The organism is Agromyces italicus DSM 16388, from assembly GCF_000421545.1.
In the GTDB taxonomy this organism is placed as follows: Bacteria; Actinomycetota; Actinomycetes; order Actinomycetales; family Microbacteriaceae; genus Agromyces; species Agromyces italicus.
In genome coordinates this window covers 206,364-231,094 of the sequence record NZ_ATXF01000006.1, presented here as the reverse complement: position 1 = coordinate 231,094, position 24,731 = coordinate 206,364, and the positions used below count along the sequence as shown (strand labels likewise).

General features: G+C 69.7%; 24 protein-coding genes. 13 read left to right on the top strand and 11 right to left on the bottom strand.

What is annotated here, in order from left to right; all coding sequences use genetic code 11:
- Positions 1–6: 6 nt before the first annotated feature.
- The 4 genes from H516_RS0109075 to H516_RS0109060 all read right to left on the bottom strand — a co-directional run bounded on the left by H516_RS0109075 (position 7) and on the right by H516_RS0109060 (position 4,929).
- On the bottom strand, positions 7–1,629 hold the full coding sequence (locus H516_RS0109075) for an ABC transporter permease (protein WP_022889405.1): 1,623 nt from the start codon (positions 1,627–1,629) through the stop codon (positions 7–9).
- A complete protein-coding gene (locus H516_RS19345; RefSeq protein WP_022889404.1) occupies positions 1,626–2,582 on the bottom strand; it encodes an ABC transporter ATP-binding protein in 957 nt (318 codons plus the stop codon). The genes H516_RS0109075 and H516_RS19345 overlap by 4 nt, the downstream gene beginning before the upstream one ends.
- Positions 2,583–2,822: 240 nt before the next feature.
- Positions 2,823–3,491, bottom strand: coding sequence for a potassium channel family protein (locus H516_RS0109065; RefSeq protein ID WP_026378612.1), 669 nt, complete (start codon positions 3,489–3,491; stop codon positions 2,823–2,825).
- Positions 3,484–4,929, bottom strand: coding sequence for a TrkH family potassium uptake protein (locus tag H516_RS0109060; RefSeq protein ID WP_033196995.1), 1,446 nt, complete (start codon positions 4,927–4,929; stop codon positions 3,484–3,486). The genes H516_RS0109065 and H516_RS0109060 overlap by 8 nt, the downstream gene beginning before the upstream one ends.
- 73 nt (positions 4,930–5,002) lie before the next feature.
- Here H516_RS0109060 and H516_RS0109055 point away from each other — a divergent pair, with 73 nt between their 5' ends.
- On the top strand, positions 5,003–5,431 hold the full coding sequence (locus H516_RS0109055; protein WP_026378611.1) for an ArsR/SmtB family transcription factor: 429 nt from the start codon (positions 5,003–5,005) through the stop codon (positions 5,429–5,431).
- An 83-nt stretch (positions 5,432–5,514) separates the two neighbouring features.
- Complete coding sequence (locus tag H516_RS0109050) at positions 5,515–6,006, top strand: anthrone oxygenase family protein (protein ID WP_022889400.1); 492 nt, start codon at positions 5,515–5,517, stop codon at positions 6,004–6,006.
- A 131-nt stretch (positions 6,007–6,137) separates the two neighbouring features.
- Here H516_RS0109050 and H516_RS0109045 read toward each other — a convergent pair whose 3' ends face one another.
- Entirely contained in the window at positions 6,138–6,647 is a 510-nt protein-coding gene (locus H516_RS0109045) for a GNAT family N-acetyltransferase (protein ID WP_022889399.1), read from the bottom strand.
- A gap of 140 nt (positions 6,648–6,787) precedes the next feature.
- Between H516_RS0109045 and H516_RS21730 the strand changes: the two genes are divergently transcribed.
- Positions 6,788–6,886, top strand: coding sequence for a 30S ribosomal protein bS22 (locus tag H516_RS21730; protein WP_003792170.1), 99 nt, complete (start codon positions 6,788–6,790; stop codon positions 6,884–6,886).
- 101 nt (positions 6,887–6,987) lie between these two features.
- On the opposite strand, the gene H516_RS0109035 is transcribed toward H516_RS21730, so the two are convergent.
- The 3 genes from H516_RS0109035 to H516_RS0109025 are packed head-to-tail and all read right to left on the bottom strand — an operon-like array spanning position 6,988 to position 9,066.
- Positions 6,988–7,761, bottom strand: coding sequence for an ABC transporter permease (locus H516_RS0109035; RefSeq protein ID WP_022889398.1), 774 nt, complete (start codon positions 7,759–7,761; stop codon positions 6,988–6,990).
- Positions 7,758–8,471 (bottom strand): ABC transporter ATP-binding protein, encoded by a 714-nt coding sequence (locus H516_RS0109030; RefSeq protein ID WP_245561771.1) that lies wholly within the window; start codon positions 8,469–8,471, stop codon positions 7,758–7,760. The genes H516_RS0109035 and H516_RS0109030 overlap by 4 nt, the downstream gene beginning before the upstream one ends.
- A gap of 19 nt (positions 8,472–8,490) precedes the next feature.
- The gene (locus tag H516_RS0109025) at positions 8,491–9,066 is read right to left on the bottom strand and encodes a TetR/AcrR family transcriptional regulator (protein ID WP_022889396.1); all 576 of its coding nucleotides are present in this window, start codon (positions 9,064–9,066) and stop codon (positions 8,491–8,493) included.
- Positions 9,067–9,134: 68 nt separating this feature from the next.
- Here H516_RS0109025 and H516_RS0109020 point away from each other — a divergent pair, with 68 nt between their 5' ends.
- The 4 genes from H516_RS0109020 to H516_RS0109005 all read left to right on the top strand — a co-directional run bounded on the left by H516_RS0109020 (position 9,135) and on the right by H516_RS0109005 (position 14,545).
- Positions 9,135–9,404 carry a glutaredoxin family protein gene (locus H516_RS0109020; RefSeq protein WP_022889395.1) on the top strand — a complete coding sequence of 90 codons (270 nt, stop codon included), beginning with the start codon at positions 9,135–9,137 and terminating at the stop codon, positions 9,402–9,404.
- 143 nt (positions 9,405–9,547) lie between these two features.
- Positions 9,548–11,887, top strand: a complete 2,340-nt coding sequence (locus tag H516_RS0109015) for an arylsulfatase (protein ID WP_022889394.1) — start codon at positions 9,548–9,550, stop codon at positions 11,885–11,887.
- Between the two features lie 89 nt (positions 11,888–11,976).
- Positions 11,977–12,900, top strand: a complete 924-nt coding sequence (locus H516_RS0109010; protein WP_022889393.1) for an HAD family hydrolase — start codon at positions 11,977–11,979, stop codon at positions 12,898–12,900.
- A gap of 4 nt (positions 12,901–12,904) precedes the next feature.
- Positions 12,905–14,545, top strand: a complete 1,641-nt coding sequence (locus tag H516_RS0109005; protein ID WP_022889392.1) for a SulP family inorganic anion transporter — start codon at positions 12,905–12,907, stop codon at positions 14,543–14,545.
- A gap of 63 nt (positions 14,546–14,608) precedes the next feature.
- Here the strand turns inward: H516_RS0109005 and H516_RS0109000 are convergent, their stop codons facing one another.
- On the bottom strand, positions 14,609–15,346 hold the full coding sequence (locus H516_RS0109000; protein ID WP_022889391.1) for a GAP family protein: 738 nt from the start codon (positions 15,344–15,346) through the stop codon (positions 14,609–14,611).
- A 37-nt stretch (positions 15,347–15,383) separates the two neighbouring features.
- The gene (locus H516_RS0108995) at positions 15,384–16,310 is read right to left on the bottom strand and encodes a formylglycine-generating enzyme family protein (RefSeq protein ID WP_022889390.1); all 927 of its coding nucleotides are present in this window, start codon (positions 16,308–16,310) and stop codon (positions 15,384–15,386) included.
- Positions 16,311–16,657: 347 nt separating this feature from the next.
- Here H516_RS0108995 and H516_RS0108990 point away from each other — a divergent pair, with 347 nt between their 5' ends.
- Positions 16,658–17,584: an endonuclease domain-containing protein gene (locus H516_RS0108990; protein ID WP_022889389.1), complete on the top strand. Its 927-nt coding sequence runs from the start codon at positions 16,658–16,660 to the stop codon at positions 17,582–17,584.
- A gap of 99 nt (positions 17,585–17,683) precedes the next feature.
- Here H516_RS0108990 and aspS read toward each other — a convergent pair whose 3' ends face one another.
- Positions 17,684–19,033 carry an aspartate--tRNA(Asn) ligase gene (aspS, locus tag H516_RS0108985; RefSeq protein WP_022889388.1) on the bottom strand — a complete coding sequence of 450 codons (1,350 nt, stop codon included), beginning with the start codon at positions 19,031–19,033 and terminating at the stop codon, positions 17,684–17,686.
- A 552-nt stretch (positions 19,034–19,585) separates the two neighbouring features.
- Between aspS and H516_RS0108975 the strand changes: the two genes are divergently transcribed.
- From H516_RS0108975 to ccsB, 5 genes are all read left to right on the top strand, one after another.
- Positions 19,586–20,251, top strand: coding sequence for a histidine phosphatase family protein (locus H516_RS0108975; protein ID WP_022889386.1), 666 nt, complete (start codon positions 19,586–19,588; stop codon positions 20,249–20,251).
- Positions 20,248–20,841 carry a TlpA family protein disulfide reductase gene (locus tag H516_RS0108970; RefSeq protein WP_022889385.1) on the top strand — a complete coding sequence of 198 codons (594 nt, stop codon included), beginning with the start codon at positions 20,248–20,250 and terminating at the stop codon, positions 20,839–20,841. Before H516_RS0108975 ends, H516_RS0108970 begins: the two co-directional genes overlap by 4 nt.
- Before the next feature lies 1 nt (position 20,842).
- Entirely contained in the window at positions 20,843–21,598 is a 756-nt protein-coding gene (locus H516_RS0108965; RefSeq protein WP_022889384.1) for a cytochrome c biogenesis CcdA family protein, read from the top strand.
- Entirely contained in the window at positions 21,582–23,258 is a 1,677-nt protein-coding gene (resB, locus tag H516_RS0108960; protein ID WP_022889383.1) for a cytochrome c biogenesis protein ResB, read from the top strand. Before H516_RS0108965 ends, resB begins: the two co-directional genes overlap by 17 nt.
- 80 nt (positions 23,259–23,338) lie before the next feature.
- Complete coding sequence (ccsB, locus tag H516_RS0108955) at positions 23,339–24,370, top strand: c-type cytochrome biogenesis protein CcsB (protein WP_051138773.1); 1,032 nt, start codon at positions 23,339–23,341, stop codon at positions 24,368–24,370.
- Positions 24,371–24,731 lie beyond the last annotated feature (361 nt).

Below are 24,731 nucleotides of genomic sequence, written 5' to 3'. Positions count from 1 at the left end.
CCCGGCTCAACCGGCCGTCGTGAGCTCGCGGCGTCGCATCGAGGCGACGGCGAGGGCTGCCGCGACCAGTCCGATCGCGAGCATCCAGAACCCGCCTGCCCAGTCGACGTCATCGCCCGTCGGAACGGGGGAGTGGGTGAACGGCGAGAGATCGGTGAGCCAGTCGGGTGCGCCGAGCAGCGGGCCGAAGGTGCCGAGGATCGCCGCGCCGCCGACGAGCACCCAGCCGAGCACGATCGTCAGGCGCGGCATCCAGACGAACGCGAGCAGCACGAGCCCGAGGAACACGAGCGAGACCGGCAACTGGGCGAGGGCGGCCTGCGAGATGAGCGGCACGAGTTCATCGGCGCCATCGGATGTCGCGGCGCCCGCCAGCCCCGCGAGCCACGCGGCGGCGAGCACGACCACGATGACGATCACCCCGACGAACCAGTACTCGAGCAGCCAGCGCGTGCGCGGCACGGCAGTGGCGAGCACCTGCTCGGCGGTGCCGTGCGCCTCCTCCTGGCGCGCGCGGATTCCGACCTGCACGGCGCTGCACGCGGCGAGCACCCCGATGATGCCGAAGAAGGTGGCGATGAACGCCTGCTCGAGGGTGGCGCCGCCGCCGAGCGCCGCCTGGAGCGTGTCGGCGATCTCTGGGGCTTCGCCGCCGAGCTGCGCGACGAGTTCTGAGAGCGAGCTCGCGGTGAGGCCGGCGACGGCGCCGCCGACCGCCCACGCGATGAGCGTCGAGACGTTGAGCCGCCACGCCAAGCCGAAGGAGTTCGACAGGGCGGGGCCCGCGGCGGCCCGTCCGTTGCGGCCAGGCAAGAGGCTCGCCCCCTGGTCGCGCACCGACTGAAGCCAGAAGACGACGCCGACGAGCACGGCCGTGAACCCGAGCGCGAGCATGAGCGGCGCGACGTCGTTCTCCACGTACGCGCCGGTCGCCTGGCCCCACCCGATCGGCGAGAGCAGACTCGGCCACGCCGGAGTCACGTGCAGCAGATCCGACGAAGGCGTGCCCGAGGCATCCCCGATGCCGCGCAGCAGGTAGGCGCCGACGACCGCTGCGACACCCGCCCCGTTCGCCCCGCGCGAGGTGCGGAACAGTTGCGCCGCGAGCAACCCGATCGCGACGAACGCGATGCCGCTCGCGGCGATCGCCGCGCCGGCGACCCACGAGCCGGCGGCCTCGAGCCCGCCGACGATGAACGCGAGGGCGACGAGCGCTCCGAGCGCGAGGTTCGCGAGTACGCCGAGCACGAGCGTCGCGACCGTCGGTGCGACCCGTCCGGCCGGGGTCGCGGCGATCAGCTCGGCGCGCCCCTGCTCCTCCTCGGCGCGGGTGTGCCGTGTCACGAGGAAGGTGCTCATGAGGCCGCCCATGAGCGCGAGCCAGGCGAAGATCTGGAAGAACAGGAAGGCGCCGAGCTCGGGGCCGTTCGGCGTGCCGCGGAACACGAGGATCGTGCGGCTCGCGGTCGCGAGCTGCAGGATCTCGCTGCGCTCGGACTCGCTGCCGTACGTGTCGGCGACGGCGGCCACCGACGAGTACGCGAGCAGCGCGGTGCCGACGAGCCAGAGCGCGAGTTGCAGGCGGTCGCGGCGCAACCGCTGCCGAAGCAGCGTGCCGAAGGCGGTCATGCGCGGGCCCCCTCCACGGGTTCGGCCACGCGCTCGGTCAGTTCGTCGCCGTAGTGGCGCAGGAACAGCTCTTCGAGCGACGGCGGCGAGACGGTGAGGGCGCGCACCTCGAGCCGGGTGAGTTCGGGCAGCACGGATGCCACGCGGTCGCTGTCGACGGTGAAGCTCGCCCGGCCGTGGTCGATGACGAGGTCGTGCGCATCGGGGATGCGGTCGATCTCGGCGGCGAGTGCGGCGGGGTCGAGGCCGTCGGCGGCGAACGCGATCTCGGTGCGGGTGAGGTGGCGGAGCTCGGCGAGGGTGCCCGATTCGACGGTCTTGCCCGCTCGGATGATGCTGACCCGGTCGCACAGCTCCTCGACCTCGGAGAGGATGTGGCTCGAGAGCAGCACGGTCGCACCCTCGCCCGCCACGCGCGCGATCTCGCGGTTGAACACCTGCTCCATGAGCGGGTCGAGGCCGCTCGTCGGCTCGTCGAGGATGTAGAGCTCGGCGGGTGTCGCGAACGCGGCGATGAGGGCGACCTTCTGGCGGTTGCCCTTCGAGTAGGCGCGGCCCTTCTTGCGGGGGTCGAAGTCGAAGACCTCGAGGAGCCGCTGCTTGCGGGCGGCGTAGCCGGCCCTGTCGCCGGTGCCACCGCGCAGTCGCGCGAGCAGGTCGATCGCCTCGCCGCCGGTGAGGTTCGGCCAGAGGCTCACGTCGCCCGGCACGTAGGCGACCCGCCGGTGGAGTTCTGCGGCGTGCTTCCACGGGTTCTCGCCGAACAGCGCGGCCGTGCCGCCCGAGGTCCGGGCGAGGCCGAGGAGGATGCGGATGGTGGTGGACTTGCCTGCGCCGTTCGGGCCGAGGAACCCGTGCACCTCGCCGGACTGGACGTCGAGGTCGAGCCCGTCGAGCGCGACGGTGCGGCCGAACCGCTTCTGGAGGCCCGCGGCGCTGATCACTGTCGTCATGAGCGAGATGCTACGCCGGTTTCACAAATTTGTGAATCTTGCTAACGGGTTCCTAACGCCCGCCACGGCGCCCCACCTGCGCGACGTCGCGCAAACGGCTCATAGCGACCACTCTTCACGCCATTCGTGTGACTCCACATCGTGAAGTCGCACAAGTCGTTCCTCGAGACCGGTGGGTGCAGCCATGCGCGCGATTCCACATCGTGAAGTCGCACGAACGGTGCTGAGCGGTGTTCTCGCCTACTCGAGCGCCGCGAACTTCTCGATGTCGCCCTCGGTGCCCGACACGATGATGAGGTCGTGGTTCGACACCACCGTGTTCTCGGTCGCGTAGGTGAAGGGCTTGCCGGGGCTCTTCACGCCGACCACGGTGACCCGGTGCTTCGAGCGCACGCCCGACTCGGTGAGGTTCTTGCCGCGGATCGGCTTCGGCGGGTACATCTTCACCAGCGCGAAGTCGTCGTCGAACTCGATGAAGTCGAGCATTCGGCCCGACACGAGGTGCGCGGTTCGCTCGCCGGCCTCGCGCTCGGGATAGATGACGTGGTTCGCGCCGATGCGCTGAAGGATCTTTCCGTGCGACGCCGAGATCGCCTTCGCCCAGATCTGCGGGATCTTGAGGTCTACGAGGTTCGCGGTGATGAGCACGGATGCCTCGATCGACGACCCGACCGCGCAGACCGCGATCGAGAAGTCCTGGGCGCCGATCTGGCGCAGCGCGTCGAGGTTCTTCGCATCGGCGACCACGGCGTGCGTGACCCGCTCCGACCACTTCTGCACGAGATTCTCGTCGGTGTCGACCGCGAGCACCTCTCGGCCGAGGCGGTCGAGCTGGCCTGCGGTGGCTGCGCCGAACCGGCCGAGGCCGATCACGAGCACCGGGGCGTCGTGCCTGATCTTGTCAACCAACGATGGGCCTCTCTTCCGGTCGTTTGAACAGTTGTCGTCGCTGACTCGCGGCGAGCGCGGCGGCGAGGGTCACGGTGCCGACGCGGCCCATGAACATGGTCGCGGCCATGACGTACTTGCCCTCAGGCGGGAGGTCGAAGGTGAATCCGGTCGACAGGCCGCAGGTGGCGAAGCCCGAGATCACGTCGAACAGCACGAAGTCGAGCGGGGCCTTCGTCATCTGGGTCAGGATGATCGTGGAGACCGCCACGATCGTGGCGCCCCACAGCACGACGCTCACTGCGAGGCGCAGGATGTCGCGCGGGATGCGCCGGCCGAACGCCTCCATCGAGGGCGCGCCCCGCGCCTCGGCGAACGCGGCGAGGAACAGCACCGCGAGCGTCGTCACCTTGATGCCGCCTGCGGTCGACGCCGAGCCTCCGCCGACGAACATGAGCATGTCTGAGACCAGCAGGCTTGATGGGTAGAGATCGGCCATGTCGATGGTGGAGAAGCCGCCCGAGCGGGTCATCGTCGACATGAACAGGGCCTCGAACAGGGTCTTGCCGAACCCGAAGCTGCCATAGGTCTTCGGGTTGTCGTACTCGAGCACGAGGAACGCGAGTGCACCGAGCGCGAAGAGGATTCCGGTGGTCGCGAGGGTGAGCTTGACGTGCACGCTCCACCGGCGCGGACTCCGCCATGCCCGCGCGAGCGCGAAGATCACGGGAAACCCGAGGCTGCCGAGGAAGACCGCGATCATCATGAGCGACTGGAACCAGTAGTCGTCGAAGAACTCGACGGGTCCGGCCACGTTGGGGGCGAATCCGGTGTTCGTGAACGCGCTCACCGAGTAGTACGCCGAATACCAGACGCTGGTGCCGAGGTCGTGTCCCGCGGCGAGCACGCTCGGAATCATCCCGAGCATGATCACCGTCTCGATCATCAGCGTGCTCACTGCGACGGTGACGAGCAGGCCACCCACCTCTCCCAGGCGGATCGCCTGGCGCTCAGCCACCGGGCCGACGTGGATGCGCGACGGGTTCGTGTCGCTCGCGGCCATGAGCTTGGCACGAAGCCCCAGCCGGCGCGAGATCACGAGGCCGAGGATCGACGCGAGCGTCAGCACGCCCATGCCGCCGACGTTCATGCCGATGATGATCACCGCATTGCCGAAGGGTGACCAGTAGGTCGCCATGTCGACCGTGGTGAGTCCGGTGACGCAGATCGTCGACACCGCCGTGAAGAAGGCGTCGGCCAAGGGCGTGCTGCTGCGTTCGCCCGCCCGCGCGATCGGCAGCGACAACAGCAGCGTGGTGACGAGGATCAGCGACGCGAAGATCAGGATCGCGAAGCGCGCCGGCGAACTCCTGACGAGGGCGTCGATGGCGTCGCGCACCTTGCCGAGCCACGAGCGACGGTCCACTCGACCGAGGCGGGCCACCCCCTGTGCGCGCATCGACCCCCCTCATGTGCCGTCATCGAACGCGTGAGTCATGGTACTCCCCGCCGTGAATGACTACCCTTGGGGCATGGCTGACATCTTCGACGTGGTGGCGGACGCGACCAGGCGCGACATCCTCGCCGTGCTGCTCGAACGAGAGTCGGCGGTGCCGCAGTCGGGCGGCGAGATCAGCGTCTCCGAGATCGTCGCGGCGCTCGGCACGAGTCAGCCCACGGTCTCGAAGCACCTGAAGGTGCTCCGCGAATCGGGCCTCGTGACCGTGCGCGAAGAGGGGCAGCATCGCTACTACCGTCTCGATCGCGGGCCGCTCGAGACGCTCGAAGACTGGCTGATCCCGTTCATGTCATCGGATGCCGCGGCCGACGCCGCGACGCTCGCCGGCGCCGAGGCGCACGAGGCTTCGCTGAATGAAGACCAATGGGCCTTCGCCTCGGCGATCGGCAAGGTCTTCGCCGACACGGCCCACCAGGTCACCCAGGTCGTCAAGCGCAAGTAGCCCTCTCCGCCGTCGAGGAGCGCGCGACGGAGGAGCATCTCGAAACGCTCCCGCTCCGCGGCGATTTCCGCCAGACTGGCGCGATGATCGTCGCCTTCCACGGCCTCCTCGTTCTCGGCATCATCGGCACCGGCCTCGTTGCGGGGGTGTTCTTCGCGTTCTCGGGATTCGTCGTGCAGGGGCTCGATCGCCTGCCGCCCGCCGACGCCGCCCGAGCGATGCGGGAGATCAACGTGACGGCGCCGCGGCCACCGCTCATGCTCGCGCTGTTCGGCACTGGGGCCGTGCTCGTCCTGCTCGTCGTGTTCGTGTTCATCGTCACCGGCCGCATCGGCGGGACGGGCTGGCTGATGCTGGCCGCCGCGGCCGTCTACCTCGTCGGCGCCATCGGTGTCACTGCCGCCGCGAACGTGCCGCGCAACAACCGCCTGGCCGCAGCGCCCGCGACGGACGAGGCCGCGCTCGGCGCGGCGTGGCGCGGGTTCCGCTCGGGATGGCTCGCCTGGAACCACGTGCGAGCGCTCACCTCGACTGCCTCTTGCGCCTGCCTCGTCGTCGCTGCGCTCGCCCGCTGACCCTCGATCGCGGCGCCCGGCTGACGCGCGAGTCGCCACAAACCGCGCCTCCATGCGCGGGGATCAGCACTTTTCGGCGACTCGAGTGTCTGGAGGCCGGCGGGCACAGGCCGGGCCAGGGTGGCGGGGCGTCAGGCGAGCGGCTTGATCATCTCGAGTTCGAGGCCGCCGGGGGCGAGCTCGTACTCGCGGCTGCGGCCGGTGAGGGTGAATCCGAGCTTCTCGTAGAAGCGGATCGCCCGCGCATTCGTCTCGTGCACCTCGAGGCGCAGGGTGCTGCCGTAGCCGCGCGCCCACTCCTCCACGGCGGCGAGCAGGCGACGTGAGACGCCCGCGGCATCGCCGCGGTGGTCGGGTGCGACGTAGACGCCGACGAGCAGGGGGCCCGACGTGGCATCCGGGATGTACCCGCCCATGTGGCCGACCCAGCGCGTGCCCTCGATCGCGACGATCGAGGTCTGGCCGTCGGTGGTGCCGCGCGCGGCGCGCAGTCGCCAGCCGGCCTCGTCGACCTCGAGGGCATGCTCGAGGGTCTCGGCGTAGGCGATCGGGAAGTCGCGCAGCATCTCGATGCGCAGGGCCCGTACCGCCGGCCAGTCGTCGGCGGTCGTGGGGCGGATGACGACATCGGAGGCCTGCATCCTTCGACGTTAACGCATGGCGCGGGCGCGGATCGGGCGCGTGTAAGGGGGTGGCTCGCGAATCCGGTAGACTACCCCGAGGCATTCTGCCTTTCGGCTGCGGCACGCGCGGCCGGCACGATCTTTTCTGTGAGGTTCTGATGGGTTCCGTCATCAAGAAGCGTCGCAAGCGCATGGCGAAGAAGAAGCACCGCAAGCTTCTTCGCAAGACGCGCCACCAGCGTCGCAACAAGAAGTAGTCGCGCGAGCGACGACGGCTGAGCGTCGAACCCCACCGGGGTTCGGCGCTTTTCGCTGTCTCCGGGCATCGGGTCGGGTTGCGAGCCGCGAGCGGCATCCACTACGAGCGATCGAGCTGCAACCGTCGCCACGCGACGACGATGAGCACCGCCGACACGACCGGCAGCCAGAGCGCGACGAGGGTGGCGGTCGTGTTGGCCTGATCAGGGGCCATCGCCCACAGCGCGGGAGCGGCCGGCGGGAACCACGCGCCGACGCCCGAGAGCACGAAGACCTGCGCACTCGCGACCAGCACCACCGTCGCCGCGATCCCGCCGAGGAGCCCGCGGGCGAGCGTTGCGATCAAGGCCGCCGGCGTCGCCATGAGCGCCGTCAGCGGCATCAGCACCGCGAGACGCGCGAGCGCCGCCAGTTCCTCCGATCCAGGTGCGCCGAAGCCGGCGGCGAGTCCGGCGACGACCAGCGCCGCGGGGAGCAGCATCGCGACGACGAGCGCCCACGCGAGGTAGACGAGGAGCTTGCCCATCGCCACGTCGGCGCGGCGCACCGGCAGCGCGAAGAGCCCGGCCACCGTCCCCTCGGCGAACTCGCGACCGAACAGCCAGCCCGCGACGGTGCCGCAGGCGAGGAATCCGCCGGCGGCGGTCACCTGCATGGCCGCTGAGGTGAGGCCCGGCCATCCTCCCCGGCCGGCGAGCGGACCGAGCTTGGCGATCAGCGCCGATGGGCCGCTCGCCGCGGTCACGACCACGACGAGGCAGATCGCGACGACGCCGACGATCAGCAACGCCGCCGCCACGAGCGGCACGCGGGCGGCGAGCAGCTTTCGCCCCTCGACGCCGAGCGCCGCTCCGAGCGCCTCGCGGCGGTTCACTCCGGGCTCCCGTCGGTGGCGCGGGCCTGATCGTCCTCGAGCACCATCGCGAAGAAGGCTCCCTCGAGGTCGGCCTCATGCGGGTCGAGGCCGCCGATGAGCCTGCCGCCGTTCATGACGGTGATGCGGTCGGCGACCCTGGCGACCTCGTCGAGATGGTGGCTCGAGATCAGCACGGATGCTCCGCCTCGCGCCCGCTCGAGCACCAGGTCGCGCAGCAGCAGGGTTCCCTTCGGGTCGAGCGCGTTCGTCGGTTCGTCGAGCACCACGAAGTCGGGCCGGTGCTGCAGGGCGATCGCGAGGCCGACCCGTTGGCGGTTTCCGAGAGAGAGCGTGCGTGCGCGGGTGTCGGCGTATCGACGGAGTGCGAGCGCCTCGAGGGCGCGATCGACGACGCGTTCCCGGTCGCTGCGGGCGACGCCGTGGAGCGCTGCTGCGGCTCGCAGGTTGGCCCGCACGGACAGCTCGCCGTAGACCAGCGGTGTCTCCACGACGTGCCCGGCCCGCGACCAGGTCGCGGAATCCGTGCGCCTCGAATCCTCACCGCCGATCCGGATCACGCCCGTGTCGGGTCGGAGCATTCCGAGCAGCAGTTTCATGAGGGTCGACTTTCCTGCCCCGTTCAGGCCGATCAGCGCGTGCACCTCGCCGCGCTCGACGGTCATCGTGAGCTCGTGCACCCCCGCGCCGCCTCGGTAGCTCCGGCTCACGCGCTCCAGTGTCATCCCGTCAGGCACGCGACGCTCCGTCGATGACATCGAACGCCTGCGAGAGCATGGCGCCCAGCATGGTGGAGTCGTCGGCGGCCCACGCCGTCAGGGCGGCCGTCATTGCTGCGAGCACCGCGGCCGACGCCATCCGCGCGATCGGTTCGGGCGTCCCGTCCGAGACCAGTTGCTCCACGATCCCGTCCTCCGTGCGCGCCATGTTCGCCCACATGCCGGCCCGGAGCGACGGCGTGGTGCCGGCGATCCGCACTCGGCGGCGCACGGTCTCCACATCGGGCAGCGAGATCGCCGCCCACGCGGCCCTGAGGCCCGCCGAGACGCGGCGGATCGGCGGGAGGCCGGTCGGCTGCGCGGCGATCGCCTGCACGATGAGCGGGTCGTACGGGTCGTCGAACAGCACGCCCTCCTTGCTGCGGAAGTGCCGGAAGAAGGTCATCTCGGACACGCCGGCCGACGCGGCGATCATCGCCGTGGTGGTTCCTTCGTATCCGTGGACCTCGAACAGTTCGACGGCCGTCGCCTCGAGGCGTGCCCGGGTCGCCTCGGCCCGGGCGCTGACTGGTTTCGGGTGACTCACCCCGCTAATGTTAGTCACTAACATTGATCGCCGCCACCCCGCCCGCGGCGGCGACGTAGCATCGAGGCATGGCCCGTGACATCCAGCTCACCCTGATCGGCAAGCCCGGCTGCCACCTCTGCGACGACGCGAGAGAGGTCGTGCAGGCGGTCATGGCCGAATTCGAGCAGGATGCCGCGTGCCGCATCTCGCTCGACGAGCAGTCGATCCTCGACGACGAGGCGCTGCGCGCGCGCTACGCCGAAGAGATCCCCGTGCTGCTCATCGACGGCGAGGTGCACACGTACTGGCGTGTCGACCCCGTGCGGTTGAAGACCGCGATCTGCGCGACCGGATGATCGCCGCGTCGAGCGCGAGCGGCTGAGTCCTCCTCATCACTCCGAGTTCACCGCGATTCTGTGGTGCCCCACCACGCCCGTGGCTAGGGTGACGAGCAGGGGATGCGGGTCTGCGCCCCTTGGCTCACAGAGGAGAAGACGCCGTGGCGCGTGAATTCAACGGCAAGATCGAACTCGATGTGCGGGACTCGAAGGCCGACTGGGACGCCTTCCTGCCGTCGAAGGCGCCGGAGGGCGCGCCGAACGTGCTCGTCGTGCTGTTCGACGACACCGGTCAGGCGGCGTGGTCGCCGTACGGCGGACGCATCGAGATGCCGACGCTCGACAAGCTTGCGGCGAACGGCCTGACCTACTCGCAGTGGCACACGACCGCGCTCTGCTCGCCGACGCGGTCGACGTTCCTCACCGGGCGCAACCACCACCTCAACGGCTTCGCGTCGATCTCGGAGTCGTCGAGCGGCTTTCCCGGGTACAGCTCGCATATCCCTCCGTCGAACGCGACGATGGCGAACGTGCTGCGGGATGCCGGATGGTCGACGTTCTGGATCGGCAAGAACCACAACGTGCCGATCGACGCCTTCACCGCCGGCAGCTCGAAGAAGGACTGGCCGCTCGCCCAGGGCTACGACCGGTTCTACGGATTCATCGGCGGCGAGACGAACCAGTGGTACCCGTCGCTCGCCGAGGACAACCACTACATCGACCAGCCGTACACGCCCGAAGAGGGTTACCACCTCTCGAAGGATCTCGCCGACAAGGCGATGGCCTTCATCCGCGACTCGAAGCAGACCGAGCCCGACAAGCCGTGGTACCTGTGGTTCTGCCCCGGCGCGAACCACGCCCCGCACCACGCCCCCCAGGAGTACATCGACAGGTACAAGGGCAAGTTCGACGACGGCTACGAGGCCTACCGCGAATGGGTGCTGCCGCGCATGATCGAACGCGGCATCCTGCCGGAGGGCACCGAGCTCACGCCCATCAACCCGATGACCGAGGGCACCTTCAACGAGGGCGACCGCGTTCGCCCGTGGGACTCGCTGTCGGACAACGAGAAGCGCCTCTTCAGCCGCATGGCCGAGGTGTACGCGGGCTACTCGGAGTACACCGACGCCCAGGTCGGCCGAATCATCGACTACCTCGAGGCGTCGGGCCAACTCGAGAACACGATCGTCATCTACGCGGCCGACAACGGCGCGTCGGGCGAGGGTTCGCCCAACGGCTCGGTCAACGAGAACAAGTTCTTCAACGGCTACCCCGACACCATCGAGGAGAACCTCAAGTACCTCGACGTGCTCGGCACCCCCGACACCTACAACCACTACCCGACCGGGTGGGCGACGGCGTTCTCGACGCCGTACAAGATGTTCAAGCGCTACGTCTACCAGGGCGGCATCGCCGACCCGCTCGTCATCTCGTGGCCGAAGGGCATCGCCGCGCGCGGCGAGGTCCGCGGCCAGTACCACCACTCGACCGACATCGTGCCGACCATTCTCGAGGCGTGCGGGGTCACCTTCCCCGACACCTACAACGGGGTCGAGCAGACGCCGCTCTCGGGCGTCTCGATGGTGCCGTCGTTCGATGCCGCACCCGACGGCCCGACGAACAAGCAGACGCAGTACTACGAGATGTTCGGCAACCGCGGCATCTGGCACGAGGGCTGGAAGGCCGTGACCGAGCACGGACCGATCTCGGGACTCTCGAACTTCGAGAACGACCGGTGGCAGTTGTTCCACACCGACGTCGACCGCGCTGAGGCGCACGACCTCGCCGAGCAGTACCCCGAGAAGCTCGAAGAGCTCAAGGCGCTGTGGATGTCGGAGGCGAAGGCCAACAACGTGCTGCCGCTCAACGACCTCGTCGTCGTCGGCAAAGACCTCGGAACCTTCCTCGAGATGGAGTTCCACATCCCCGTGCCGCCGAGCGGGCAGTACACCTACTACCCGGGAACCAGCGAGATCCCCGAACGCAGCGCCGCCAACGTGCACGCCGTCTCGTTCAAGGCGCTCGGCGACGTGGTCACGACCGCCGACACCGAGGGCATCATCTTCGCGGCGGGTTCACGCTTCGGCGGGCACGCGCTCTTCGTGAAAGACGGACAGCTGGTGTACGTCAACAACTTCCTCGGCATCGGCGAGGTGCAGCGGCTGACGGCGCCGATGCCCGCGGCGGGCCACCACGTGCTCGGCATCGACTTCACGAAGGAGCGCATGAGCGAGCAGCACGAGGTGTTCGGCACGGCGACCCTGTACATCGACGACCATGCGGTCGACACGAAGGAGATCCGTACCCAGATGGGTCACTTCACCCTCTGCGGCGATGGGCTCTGCATCGGCTACGACTCTGCCGACAGCGTCTCGGCCGACGACTACACCGGCAGGTTCCCCTACCGCGGCGGTGAGGTCGAGAAGGTCGTCTTCGACGTCGCCGACGACGCCTACATCGACGTCGAACGGCATGTCGCCGCTGCGTACGCGCGAGACTGATCGCCTGCCCTGACAGAATGACGGCGGGGGTGCGGATGTCTCGTGCCCCTGCCGTCGCCAGTCGATGACACGACCGCGAGAGGAACGCGATGCCGAACGAACTGCCCTCCTGGGCCGACACCGAGACCCGTCGGGCGATCGTCGACTTCGTCGAGAAGGTGACGACCGGCCCCGACGCCGTGCCCGAGGCCGAGCGCGTCGCCGTGTTCGACAACGACGGCACGCTGTGGACCGAGAAGCCGCTCGTCACCCAGCTCGCCTACCTGGTCGAGCAGTGGAAGCGTCAGGCCGACGCCGACCCGTCACTCGCCGAGCGGCAGCCGTACAAGGCGGTCGTCAGCGGCGACCTCGGCTGGCTCGCCGGCGCCGTCGAGAAGCACTACCAGGGCGACGACGCCGACCTGAAGATCCTGATCGGCGCGGTCGTCGGCGCCACCGCCGGAACGAGCATCGACGCGTATGCGGCCTCGGTCGAGGAGTTCTTCGCCACCGCGACGCACCCGACGCTCGGCACGCCGTACTCGCACACGATCTACGCGCCGATGGTCGAGCTGATGCGCTACCTCGAGGCGCACGGCTTCACCGTGTACATCGTGTCGGGCGGCGAACGCGACTTCATGCGGCCGATGACGATGGCGAACTACGGCATTCCGCCCGAGCGGGTGGTCGGCTCGGCGTTCGGGCTGTCGTACGACCCCGCCACCCACGACGTGCACTACGCCGCCGGCCTCGACTTCTTCGATGACGGCCCCGAGAAGCCCGTTCGCATCTGGAGCCGCATCGGCCGACGGCCGCTGTTCGCCGGGGGCAACTCGAACGGCGACCAGGCGATGCTCGACTTCGCACGCAAGGGCGGCGGATTCGCCCTCGTGGTGCGGCACGACGACGACACCGATCGCGGTGATATCCCGTACGACAAGGGTGCCGAGAAGGTGCTGGCCGAGGCGTCCGCCAACGGCTATACGGTCGTGAGCGTGAAGCGCGACTGGACCCGCGTCTTCCCCGAGGCCTGACGACGTGAGCTCGACCATCGCACCGGTGCAGCGGCGGCGCCGATTCTTCCCGACGCTCGCGGGCTACCGGCGCGGATGGCTCGGGGCCGACCTCATCGCGGGGCTCTCGGCCGGGGCCGTGGTGATTCCGCAGGCCATGGCGTACGCGACGATCGCGAACCTGCCGGTGCAGCTCGGCCTCTACACCTGCATGGTGCCGATGTTCGTGTACGCGATGCTCGGCGGCTCGCGGGCGATGAGCGTGTCGACGACGTCGACGATCGCGACGCTCACCGCGACGACGCTGGTCAGCGCCGGGGTCGCCGCGGGCTCCGACGACCCGGTGCCCGACCTGATCGCGCTGACGCTCGTGGTCGGCGTGATCCTGCTGATCGCCCGGCTCGCGAAGCTCGGGTCGCTCGTCGAGAACATCTCGCAGGCGACGATCGTCGGCATCCAGGTGGGCGTCGGCGCGACCGTGGCCGTCGGGCAGCTGCCGAAGCTGCTCGGCGAGACGTCGAACGTGTCGGGCGAGGGCTTCTTCAGCTCGCTGCTCGCCGCGTTCGAGGCGCTGCCCTCGGCGCACGTGACGACGGTGCTGCTCTCGGTCGGCTCGATCACGGCCATGTTCCTGTTGAAGGCGTTCCTCCCGAAGGTGCCGGCGCCGCTGCTCGTGGTGGCGGTCGGCATCCTGCTCGTCGCGTTCGCGGGCATCGACGAGCAGGGGGTCGAACTCATCGCGCCCGTGCCGCAGGGGTTCCCGCCCCTCGAGCTTCCGACGTTCGCGAACGTCGTGCCCATGCTTCCGGGCGCGTGCGCGATCGCGATCATGGCGTTCCTCGAATCGGCGGCGGTGGCCCGGGGCATCCGCAAGCCCGGCGAGCCGCGCATCGACAGCAACCAGGAGCTCTTCGCGACCGGGGCGGCGAACACCGTCGGCTCGTTCTTCCAGGTGCTTCCGGCGGCGGGCGGATTCTCGCAGAGCGCGGTCAACCAGGGCGCGGGCGCGCGCACGCAGCTCTCGTCGATCGTCACGGTCGTGCTCGCCGTACTCGTCGCGCTGTTCCTCGGGCCGGTGCTGAGCCTGCTGCCGCAGGCGACACTCGCCTCGCTGGTATTCGTCGCCGTCGTCGGGCTCATCGACCTCGGCGCGCTCGCACGCTTCTGGCGCATCAGCCGCAACGACTTCTGGATCGCGATCGCGACCGCGATCGTGGGTCTCACCGCGGGTCTGCTGCTCGCGGTCGCCGTGGGCGTGATCGCGACGATGGTCGTGATCCTGCGCGAGCTCAACCGGTTGCGGGTCGATGTCGGCGAGTTGCGCGGCGGGGTGCTGCCCGTGCGACTGCTCGGCCCGCTGTACACCGCGAACGTGCTCGCGTACGAGAACGCCGTGCTCGACGCGGTGCATGCGCGGCGCGACGCCGGAACGGTGACCGCGGTCGCCCTCGAGCTCGGCCGCCTCGACGTCGTGTCGGTGACGGTGCTCGACGCGCTCGCCGAGCTCGACCGCGAGCTCGCGGGCGAGGGCGTCGAGCTGCGCCTCGCCGCGGTGCCCGAGTCGGGGGCCGAGACCGCGCGCAAGGGGCGATGGTTCAGGGGGCTCGAGCAGGAGGGCCGGGTCTACCCGACGCTCGACGCGGCCGTCGCGGCGAAGATCGGCTGACCGCTCGACGAAGGCGACCGGTCGACGAAGGGTCTCGACAAGTCGACGCAGATCTCGACCGGTTCACAGCAGCCCGGCGATGCCCTTCTGCAACTGGAGCACGGCGATCACGAGCAGGAACGCGGCGTTGAGGAGGCCGGTGTGCGACGCGATCCAGGTGCGCGTCGCGTCGAGGAACGGCTGCGCCTTCGCGCCGCGCACGAGCACGTAGACGACCGGTACGGCGATGGGCAGGATGCCGATGACCGCGAACCCGGTCGCGATCGCGACGGTCTCGGCGTCGGGCAGCTCGGCGATGACGAAATCGAGACCGGCGACGATCGCGCACGACGCGTCGACGGGGTTGAGCGCGAAGATCGCGACCCCGAGCGCACCCGAGCGCCCGGGCTTGAACGAATCGACGGCCTGGAGCCAGCCCGGCAGCCTCGGCGAGGCTGAGACCCGTGGTGCGGCCGCGCGGACGACCTCGCGGGGGGTGTTCGCCTCGGACATGGCGCGCAGCCGCTCGGCGCCCCTGCGGTGCACCCAGACGGCCGCACCGAGGAAGAAGAGACCGAACACGAGGTGCACGATCGAGACCCATCGCGCCGGCTCGCCAGGCGGCTGCGCGCCGAGCAGCCCGAAGATCCAGATCGAGAGGGCGAGCACACCGACGAGGCCGATCGCCCAACCGGCGAGGAAGGCGATGCCGTTCGCGCGCGGAATCCGTGACAGCAGCACCGCGACGAGTGCCATGTACGCGAGGGGGCTGAGCAGGATCCCGAGCGCGAGGGGCAGCAATGCGACGATCAGCTCACCCACGCGCCCCCCTTGCCGCCCCGGATTCTTCGGCCTGGGCTCAGCCTAGGGTTCGGGCGCACCGGAACCCGATATGGGTCGTCGCCGTGTCGTCGGCCTGCGGCGAGCGCGCCGACGGCCGGTAGCGCAGGCAGTACTCGGGCGAGCACAGGTGCGAGCCGCCCTTCAGCACCCGGCGGGGAATGCGCGAGCCGGGCTCGGCCGAGGCCGCGGCGAGCAGGTTCGGGCGGGTGCCTGCGGCGACCGCGGCGTCGGCGGTGCTCGGCGGCACATGCCGTTCGGTGTAGAAGTCGGTCGTCCACTCCCACACGTTGCCGGTGACGTCGTAGAGACCGTACCCGTTCGCAGGGAAGCTCATGACGGGAGAGGTGCCCGCGTGACCGACGCTCGTCTCGTAGGGGAAGTGCCCGAGCCACCGGTTCACCATCACCTGTCCGTCGGGCGTCTCTTCGTCGCCCCACGCGAAACGCGCACCCTCGAGCCCGCCGCGCGCGGCGAACTCGAGCTCGGGCTCGGTGGGCAGTCGGCGACCGGCCCATTCGGCGTAGGCGGAGGCATCCTCGAAGCTCACCTGCACCACCGGGTGCGTCGGGCGCTCGGTGAGTGCATCGAGGCCCTCGAGGCCGAATGGATGCCGCCAGCTCGCGCCGGCGCCCCATCGCCACCACTGCCGCCAGTCGCGCAGGTCGACCGGGCCCGGGGTGGGGGTGAACACGAGCCCGCCCGGCACGAGGTCGGCGGGGTCGACGCCTGGGAAGTCGGCCGGGTCGAGCGGCCGCTCGGCGACCGTGACATAGCCCGTCGCCTCGACGAACGCGGCGAACTGCTCGGTCGTCACCGGGTGCTGCTCGAGCTCGAACGCGCCGACCTCGCGCTCGTGCACCGGCGTCTCGTCGGCGTAGAACTCGTTCGAGCCCATGCGGAACGTGCCGCCCTCGATGCGGATGAGCGGAGTGAGATCGACCATGGCTTCGAGCCTACGGGCTGGCATGGGGCGCCGCCCCGCCCGCCCCCGCCCCCGCCCCCGCCCGCCCTCGCCCGCCCCCGCCCGCGATGTCGCGCAAACGGTCGCTGTGCTCGGCTGATGGCGACGTTTCGTGCGACATCACGGCCGGCGCGGGCCGGGGCTGGGCCGGGCGCTTCGCTCATATCGTGATGTCGCGCAGACGGTCGTCATGTGCGAAACGTGGCGACGTTTCGTGCGACATCACGGCCGGTCGACTCCTCTCCTTGGCAGGCAGCGGGACTGGGAGTTCGTCCACAGGTGAGCTGGGGCGCGCCCTGCGGGCGGACCTCGGGCGGCAGGGTGGGCGGATGCGACCGCACGCGCCCCTGCCCGACAAGCTGCAGGCGCACGCGTTCACGACGGCCGGGGCGGTCGGGCACGGGGTGACCGAGCGTCGGCTGCGCGGGCGCGATCTTGTCAGACCGTTCCACGGCGTTCGCAGCGCGACGCCCGTTGTCGACCTCGAGGCGCGCTGCCGCGCGAAACTACTCGTCATGCGGCGGGGCCAGGTGTTCAGCCATGCCACCGCATGCCGACTGTTCGGCATCGTCGTACCGCGGAGCCACGAGATCGATGAACTCGACGTCGCCGCGTTCGCGCCTGCCGCGATCCCGCGCGGGAAGGGCGTGCGCGGCCACCGGCTGGGCGCGGGCGGCACCCGAGTCGGCAGGCTGCGCGGCCTGCCCCTCGTCTCACCCGAAGACGCGTGGTGCCAGCTCGCCTCGACGTCGTCGGTGCGCGAGCTGGTCGTCGCCGGTGACTCGCTGCTCAGGCGGAAGCATCCGCTCTCGACCTTCGAGCGGATGCGGGCTGCGGTCGTGCGTCACGCCGGCCGCCGCGGCCATCGCGCACTGGCCGCCGCGTTCGAGCTCGTGCGCGCCCGCACGGACTCGCCCGAGGAGACGCGACTTCGACTCGACCTCGTCGAGGCGGGACTGCCCGAGCCCATCGTGAACCAGCCGATCTCCGATGAGCGCGGCCGGGTGTTCGCGTTCGGTGACACGGCGTATCCCGAGTACCGTGTGCTCGTCGAATACGACGGCGAGCAGCATCGCACCGAGGACAGTCAGTACTCGCGTGACGTCGATCGGCTCGACGATCTCGCGCGGCTCGGCTGGCGAGTCATCCGCTTCACGAAGCGTCACCGAGGACTCGCCCGCGAGCGCCAGCTCGATCGCGTGCGCGAGGCCCTCGTCGCCCGCGGTTGGCCAGGCCCGGCCCGCACCGCATCGTGATGTCGCGCAAACGGTCGCCACTCGCGAGCCATGACGACGATTTGCGCGACACCGCCGTGTTGCGCGCCATGAAAACGGGCGGGATGGCTCGGCCGAGACTCAGGGCAGCAGGCGCGTCGGGCCGCGGAACAGGTACGTCGTCTCGCGGATCGAGTGCTCCTCGAGCATGAGCATCAGGACGCGGGCCAGGCCCATGCCGAAGCCGCCGTGCGGCGGCACGCCGTAGCGGAAGAAGTCGAGGTAGAACTCGAGCTCCTCCGGGTCCATGCCCTTGTCGCGGGCCTGCTCGACGAGCACGTCGATGCGGTGCTCGCGCTGCGCGCCCGTCGAGATCTCGACCCCGTTGTAGATGAGGTCGTACGAGTTCGTGAGGCTCGAGTCGTCTGCGTGGCGCATGTGGTAGAACGGCCGGATGCTCGCCGCGTAGTCGGTGAGGAAGACGAAGTCGTGACCGTAGGTCTCTTTGACGTACGCCGAGATCTGGCGCTCGCCTTCGGGGTCCATGTCGGCGTCGGCGCGGGGGATGACGTAGCCGTGGTCGGCGACGATCTGCTTCGCCTCGGCCAGTGGGATGCGCGGGAACGGACGCGACGGCACCTGGATCTCGATGCCGAAGAGCTCCTGGATCTCGGCGCCGTGCTTGTCGACGACGGCCTGGAAGCCGGCGACCATGAGCTCCTCGTGGAGGGCCATGACGTCCTCGTGCGACTCGATCCAGCTGATCTCGGTGTCGATCGAGGTGAACTCGGTCGCATGGCGCGACGTGAACGAGGGGTCGGCGCGGAACGCGGGGCCGACCTCGAACACGCCGCCGAAGCCGGCGGCCTGGGCCATCTGCTTGAAGAACTGGGGGCTCTGCGCGAGGTACGCCTTGCCCTCGAAGTAGTCGACCTCGAACAGCTCGGCGCGCGACTCGGAGGCCGAGGCCATGAGCTTCGGGGTCTGGATCTCGATGAGACCCTTCTCGACCCAGACGCCGCGCAGCGCGTGCAGGAACGTCGTCTGGATGCGGAAGATGAGGTTCTGCTTCGGGTGGCGCAGGTCGAGGAAGCGCCAGTCCATGCGCTTGTCGAGGCTCGAGTCGGCCGCGATCGGCGTCTCGGGGTTCGCAGCGGCGACGACGTCGAGCGTCGCGAGCTTGACCTCGATGCCGCCGAGCTTGACGCGCTCGTCGTGCTTGAGCTCGCCGGTCACGGTGATGAACGAGCCGTGCGCGAGGGCCGAGATCACCTCGGTCGTCGCCAGGCGGGCGGATGCCTCGGCGTCGCCCTGCTGGCTCTCGTCGAGCTCGCGCGTAGCGGGGTTCACGAGCTGCACGGCGCCGGACTCATCGCGCAGGATGACGAACTGCACCTTCTTCTGATCACGAACCGTCTCGACCCATCCGGACACGGTGACGGGGCCGTCGGGGAGCGCGGCGAGGTTCTTGACGAGGGTGCGGTTGTTCACAGCGGGAAAGTCTACTTGAGCAGTTCGTTGAGCGGGCTGAGGAGCCCGACGAAGGAGGGCGTCTCGAAACCCGCGGCACTTCTCCGCCGGTCGAGTAGCGCCGACGAAGTCGACGCATGTCGAAACCAGCGCTCTCGCGCGATGGTCCGAGTGACGTCGGTCGTGCGGGCGCTGACGCCGGTCATCTGGCACGGCCCCGGCCGGGCCATGCGGGGCGACGACGCGGGCAAGCAGAGCCTCGCGGTTCTGCTCGACGAGGTTCTCCAACGGCCGGCACGTCTCTCGGGGCTATGCGAGTTGCGCCTCATCAAGTCGGCGATGAGGGGGAACTGGCATGGCTGGAACGAGAACCATTCACCCAAGAGCTGGGCCCCTCATCGCCGCTGGACGCCACGAGCTGTACTGGGTCGATGAATCGCCGATCACATTCCGACGCGTCCTCCTGCGTCGGGCGCACCGCGACCGACGGGTGTCGAGACGGTCGCTTCGCTCCGTCCTCAACCCGCGCTCACTCGGCGGATTCAAAGGATCGGGCTCTCTAGACTGGAACCCGTGCCGGCCGAGCAGATCCACCTCGTGCGCCATGGCGAGGTGTTCAACCCCCAGGGCGTGCTCTACGGTCGACTTCCCGGGTACGGGCTCAGCGATCTCGGCCGGCTGATGGCGAAGGCCGCGGCCGACGACCTCGTCGCGCGCGGGCGCCCCGTCTCCGCCCTCATCACCTCGCCGCTGCAGCGCACCCAGCAGTCGGGCGAGCCCATCGCCGCGGCGTTCGACCTCGAGCCGACGCTCGACGACCGCGTGATCGAGCCCGAGAACCGCTTCGAGGGCAAGCGCATGCGCGGCCCGGGCGGCGCGCTCCGTGACATCCGCAACTGGGGCCTGCTCGTGAACCCGTGGGAGCCGAGCTGGGGCGAGCCCTTCGGCTCGATCGCCGCCCGCATGATGGCGGCCATCGAAGACGCGTGGAACGCGGTCGACGGCGGCGACGTCGTCATCGTCAGCCACCAGCTCCCGATCTGGATGGTGCACCGCCACCTCGCCGGTGAACGGCTCTCGCACGACCCGCGGCGACGTCGCTGCGCGCTGTCGAGCATCACGACGCTCGAGATGCAGGGGGTCGCGGGCAGTGCCGCCGGGCACCGCTTCGCCGAGGTCGGCTACACGGATCCCGCGGCGGGTCTCGCCGCACAGGCGACGGACGTTGGAGCGGTGTGAAGAAGAATGCACTCGTCGCGGCGCTCGCCGTGGCATCCATGCTCACCCTCGCGGGGTGCGCGAGCGACCCGTTGGCCGACCAGTTCCGCGAGGGCAGCGGCAAGAACTACATCGCCGGCGACGGCACCATCTCGGTCTACCCCGCGGATGAGCGGGGCGAGCCGATCGAGTTCGCAGGCGAGACCGTCGAGGGTGACGAGTACGACAGCGCGGATGCCTCGGGGCAGGTGCAGGTCGTCAACTTCTGGTACGCCGGCTGCGCCCCCTGCCGCGTCGAGGCCCCGATCCTCGAGGACGTCTACTCCGAGGTCGACCCCGAGAAGGTCGGATTCGTCGGTGTCAACGTGCGCGACCAGGCCGGCACCGCGGCATCCTTCGAGGACGACTACGGTGTGACCTACCCCTCGATCCTCGACGTGAACGAGGGCGAGGTGCAGCTCGCCTTCGCCGGGCGCGTGCCGCCGGCGGCCGTGCCGACGACGATCGTGCTCGACCAGGAGGGCCGCGTCGCGGCCCGCGTGCTCGGCCAGCTCGAAGAGGCCTCGATCCTCTCGTCGATCATCGACGACCTCCTCGCCGAGCAGGCGTAGCGTGGGCGGCGTCGGCGAGGTCGTGCTCAGCGGGCAGCTGCTCGCGGCGGTGCCGATCGCACTCGCGGCGGGCCTGATCTCGTTCCTCTCGCCGTGCGTGCTGCCGCTCGTGCCCGGGTACCTCGGCTTTCTCGGCGGGTTCACGGATGCCTCGGCCGACGCCGGGGAGGAGCGCCGCAACCGCCGACGGCTGCTGCTCGGCGTGCTGCTCTTCGTCGCCGGGTTCACCGTCGTTTTCGTCGCCTTCAACCTCGTCGCCGGGGTCGCCGGGGCGTGGCTCATGCAGTACACCGACGTCATCATCCGCGTGGCGGGCGTGCTGCTCATCGCCATGGGCCTCGTCTTCGTGGGGCAGTTCAGCTTCATGCAGCGCACCTTCAAGCCGAGCTGGCGGCCGGCCACCGGGCTCGCGGGTGCGCCGCTGCTCGGCGTCGTGTTCGGCATCGGCTGGACCCCGTGCATCGGCCCGACCCTCGCGGTCGTGCTCACGCTCAGCGCCGACTCGGCCTCGGCGTGGCGGGGCGTGCTGCTCGGGCTCGTCTACTGCATCGGCCTCGGCATCCCCTTCCTCCTCGTCGCGGCCGGCTTCGGCTGGGTGACGGGGTCGCTCGCCTTCCTCCGCCGTCACATCCGCGTCGTGAACCTCGTGGGCGGCGCGCTGCTCATCCTCATCGGCGTGCTCATGGTGACGGGGATCTGGTCCATCTGGATGTACGAACTGCAGGCGGTGATCACGGGCTTTGACCTCCCGATCTGACCCCGGTGCGCCCTCGCGCCCGGCCGACCACATCGACTCGGCCGAGCCCGATCCCGGCGAGGCATCCGTCAACCAACCCAAGCTCGGTGTCGTCGGCTGGCTGCGCTTCGCGTGGCGGCAGCTGACGAGTATGCGCACCGCGCTGCTCCTGCTGCTCCTGCTCGCGATCGCCGCCGTGCCCGGCTCGCTCGTGCCGCAGCGCTCGAGCGACCCCAACGGCGTCACCCAGTACTTCGACGACAACCCGACGCTGGCGCCGATCCTCGACGGCTTCCAGATGTTCGACGTCTACACCTCGGCGTGGTTCTCGGCCGTCTACCTGCTGCTGTTCGTCTCGCTCATCGGCTGCATCATCCCGCGCACGAAGCACCACTTCGAGGCGCTGCGCGCGCGGCCGCCCCGCACCCCCGCGCGGCTCGGTCGGCTCGCGGGCTACACCGAGCGCACCGCGCCCGAGGGCATCGACGCCGAGACGGCGATCGCGACCGCCACGACGCAGCTGCGCCAGGCCGGCTATCGCGTCGAGCGCTACGAGCAGCGCGGCGTGCTCTCGGTCTCGGCCGAGCGCGGCTACCTGCGCGAGACCGGCAACCTGGTGTTCCACACGGCGCTGCTCGGCGTGCTGGTCGCGGTCGGCTTCGGCGGCGGCTTCGGGTTCTCGGGCCAGCGGGTCATCGTCGAGGGTCAGACCTTCGTCAACACGCTAGCCGCGTACGACTCGTTCAACCCCGGGCGCTTCTTCGACGACACCCGGCTGCAGCCGTACAGCCTCTCGCTCGAGGAGCTCGACGCCGTATACGAGACCGAGAACCGCAAGGCCTTCGGTCAGCCCATCGACTTCACGGCGCACGTCACCGTCGAAGGCCAGGGCGAGGAGAGCACCGACCGCACCGTCAAGGTCAACGAGCCGCTCTACACGCACGGCACCGACGTGTACCTGCTCGGCAACGGCTACGCCCCGACGATCACAGTGCGCAACGCCGACGGCGAGGTCGTGTTCACCGACTCGGTGCCGTTCCTCCCGCAGGACGCGAACCTCACCTCGATCGGCGTCGTGAAGGTGCCCGACGGCATGGACGAGCAGCTCGGCATGGTCGGCTTCTTCTACCCGACGCAGGAGACGCTCGACACCGGCGCCTACGCCTCGACCTACCCCGACCTCGTCTACCCGGTGCTGACGCTCAACGTCTACCAGGGCGACCTCGGCATCAACGAGGGCAAGCCGACCTCGGTGTACACGCTCGACCCCTCGACCATGGAGCAGCTCACGGGCGGCGACACCGGCGTCGACTCCATCGAGCTCATGCCGGGCGAGACGACCGAGCTGCCGAACGGGCTCGGCACGGTCACCTTCGAGAACGCCTCTCCGGATGCCTCGGAGGGCGACTATTCGCAGAGCGTGCCGCGCTTCGCGAGCTTCGACATCCATCACGACCCCACGCAGATCTGGGTGCTCGTGTTCGCCGTGCTGATCCTCGCGGGCCTGCTCGTGTCGCTCTTCGTGCCGCGCCGGCGCATGTGGGTGAAGGCGCTCGAGCGGCCCGACGGGCGCATCGCGCTCGAGTACGCCGCACTCGCCCGCGGCGAGGACCCGACGCTCGAGGACGCGGTGTCGGCGTTCGCCGACAAGCACGCCGGCCCGGCCGACGACGCGAAGTAACCCCCAGACCAACCCCGCATTCGACGTAAGGTAGAACGGTGCAGCTCGACGAGATCTCCATCCTCTGCGTGTACTCGGCCATGGTCGTGTACGCGATCGCGTTCATCGCGTTCTCGATCGACCTCGCCAAGCGCTCGGCGGCGGTCACGGCCGCGGCGGATGCCACGCCCGAGGTGACGGCGGGGGCGCCCGAGCACGTCGGGGTGCTCCAGGCCGCAGCGGCGGCGAAGGCGAGCGCAGCGGCAGCGGCCGCCGAGGGCGGTGCGAGCGCAGGGCCCGCGCGGCCGGCGAAGGTCAAGCTCGGCGCCGCGGGCGGCCCGGGCGCCGGGGCATCCGTCGCCTACGGACGTTCGCCTGCGCTTCGCGTGGGCGTCGCGATGACGGTGCTCGCCTGGCTGCTGCACCTCTCCGGAACCGTGCTGCGCGGCCTCGCCGCGGGCCGCGTGCCCTGGGCCAACATGTACGAGTTCGCGCTCACGGGCACGCTCATCATCACGACGGTGTTCCTTCTCGTGCTGGTCGTGGCCAAGCAGGATCTGCGCTTCCTCGGCACCTTCGTCACGGGCCTCGTGCTCGTGCTGCTCGGCGTCGCGACCATCAACTTCTACGTGAGCCCCATCCCGCTGCCGCCGGCGCTGCAGTCGATCTGGCTCGTGATCCACGTGTTCGTCGCGAGCGCCTCCGTCGGCTTCTTCGCCCTCGGGTTCGCGCTGTCGGTCGTGCAGCTCATGCAGGCCCGCCGCGAGGCCGTGATCGCCTCGGCGAAGGCCGCGAAGGCGAGCTTCCTCGCGACCCTGCCCGACGCGGTCTCGCTCGAGAACCTCGCCTACCGCGTCAACATCATCGGCTTCATCATGTGGACCTTCACCCTCATGGCCGGCGCGGTCTGGGCCGAGAAGGCCTGGGGCCGCTACTGGGGCTGGGACACCAAGGAGGTGTGGACCTTCATCATCTGGGTGGTCTACGCCGGGTACATCCATGCGCGCGCGACGCGCGGCTGGCGCGGCTCGCGCTCGGCCTGGCTCGCGATCATCGGCTTCTCGACGGTGCTGTTCAACTTCACCGTGGTGAACCTCTTCTTCAAGGGACTGCACGCCTACTCGGGACTCTGAGTCGTCGTCGCTCAGTCGCTCAGTCGCTCAGTCGCTCAGTCGCTTTCGCCTTCGCCTTCGCGTTCGCCCGCATCGGTGAGACGGCTCCCTCGACCGTCCCGCGCGACCGTCCCGCGCGACCGTCCTGCGCGACCGTCCCGTGGAACGGACTACGTCACTGATACGTGCTTGGTATCACTGAGACCGTCTGCGGATCAGCGATGTCGTCGCGCGCCGCGGGCACCGGTGCTGATACCAGACGCATATCAGTGACGTAATGATGTGAGCTCGACCCTCCTCCGCCCCGGTTCGCCGCAACTCCGGCTTCGCATTCGCTCGTGCGGCTGAGTTCCGGGAGGTTGCGGCGCCGGTTACTGACGAC